This window comes from Sinorhizobium terangae (assembly GCF_009601505.1).
Classification (GTDB): Bacteria; Pseudomonadota; Alphaproteobacteria; order Rhizobiales; family Rhizobiaceae; genus Sinorhizobium; species Sinorhizobium terangae.
Genome location: NZ_WITC01000080.1, coordinates 1 through 1,592, shown reverse-complemented (window position 1 = coordinate 1,592; position 1,592 = coordinate 1). Strand labels below are relative to the sequence as shown.

2 protein-coding genes are annotated in these 1,592 nt (G+C 62.4%); one reads left to right on the top strand and one right to left on the bottom strand.

Annotated elements, in window-relative coordinates; translation table 11 throughout:
* A partial coding sequence (locus tag GHK62_RS19480) for an IS5 family transposase (RefSeq protein WP_234886962.1) occupies positions 1-274 on the bottom strand: 274 nt, incomplete at its 3' end.
* Positions 275-470: 196 nt separating this feature from the next.
* On the opposite strand from GHK62_RS19480, the gene GHK62_RS19475 reads away from it, so the two are divergent.
* Positions 471-1,592, top strand: a complete 1,122-nt coding sequence (locus tag GHK62_RS19475; protein ID WP_153440672.1) for an IS630 family transposase — start codon at positions 471-473, stop codon at positions 1,590-1,592.

Below are 1,592 nucleotides of genomic sequence, written 5' to 3'. Positions count from 1 at the left end.
CTTTTCCGCTCGCCGCCTGTTGATGGGCGCGCACGATGGTGCTGTCGAGCATCAGATATTGGTTGTCGTGGTCGGCGGTCAGTTCTGCGAACACCCGCTCCCACACGCCGGCATGGCACCAACGGCTGAAACGGCGATGCACGGTCTTCCACTTGCCATAACGTTCTGGCAGGTCGCGCCAGTGTGCCCCGGAGCGCAACACCCACAAACAGCCGTTGACGAACAGCCGGTTATCGCCGCCCGTCCGGCCAGGGTCACCAGCCTTGCCCGGCAACTACGCCGCTATCCGCGCCCACTGCCCCTCGCTCAGTTCGTATCGCTTGATCCCCATCTCCCCGCCCCGCTTGCAAAATGCGGAACCCTATGAATCACAGCAACGGGCCGATGGGAATCCAGAATGTCGATTGGACCTAGTGTCCTGATCGATAAATTTGTGCGATCATTTTCCTTGTTTGAGAAGGGGATGATCGATGGGCAAAGCGGCGGTTGCGATTGTCTTGACGGGTGAGGAGCGCGGTGAGCTGGAGGCATTGGTTCGCCGCCGCGGCACGGCGCAGGGCCTGGCGCGGCGGGCCCAGATCGTGCTGATGGCCGCGGACGGCGTTGAGAACAAGGAGATTGCCGCGCGGCTTGGCACGATGCCGAACACGGTGGCCAAATGGCGACGGCGCTTCGCCGAGCTGCGGCTCGATGGGCTTTACGACGAGCCGCGTCCCGGCGCGCCGCGCCAGATCGGCGACGAAGAGATCGCCGAGACGATCCGGTTGACGCTGGAGACGACACCGCCGGACGCCACCCACTGGAGCCTGCGTTCGATGGCACGGGCGGTCGGACATGCGCCCTCGACGATCCATCGCATCTGGACGGCCTTCGGTCTGCAACCGCATCGCGCCGAGAGTTTCAAGCTGTCTTCGGATGCGCTGTTCGTCGAGAAGGTGCGCGACATTGTCGGCCTTTATCTCAATCCGCCCGAGCGGGCGCTGGTGCTCTGCGTCGATGAGAAGAGCCAGATCCAGGCACTCGATCGCAGCCAGCCGGTGTTGCCGATGCGGCCCGGCCAGATCGAGCGGCGCAGCCACGACTACACCCGGCATGGAACACTTTCGCTCTTCGCCGCGCTCGACGCTGCCACCGGCAAGATCATCGGTCGCTGCTTCAAGCGTCACCGCGCGCAGGAATTCCTGAGATTCCTGCGCGAAATCGAAGCCAACGTGCCGCCAGACCTCGACATCCACATCGTCATGGACAACTACGCCACCCACAAGACCAGCGCCATCCGCAGCTTCTTTCTCAAGCGGCCCCGCTGGCACATTCATTTCACCCCGACGGCGGCGTCATGGCTCAACCAGGTCGAGCGCTTCTTTGCCAACCTGACCGAAAAGCAAATCCGGCGCGGCGTGCACCGCTCCACCGCTGAATTGGAGGCGGCAATCACCGCCTATATCGACGCCGTCAACACCGATCCCAAACCGTTCCGATGGACCAAATCGGCAGACGACATCCTCGCCACCATCAAACGCTTTTGCCTGGCAACCCTGCAAATCGCCGATGTGCAAAACAAATCGGCAGAAACTTCTGAATCAGGACACTAG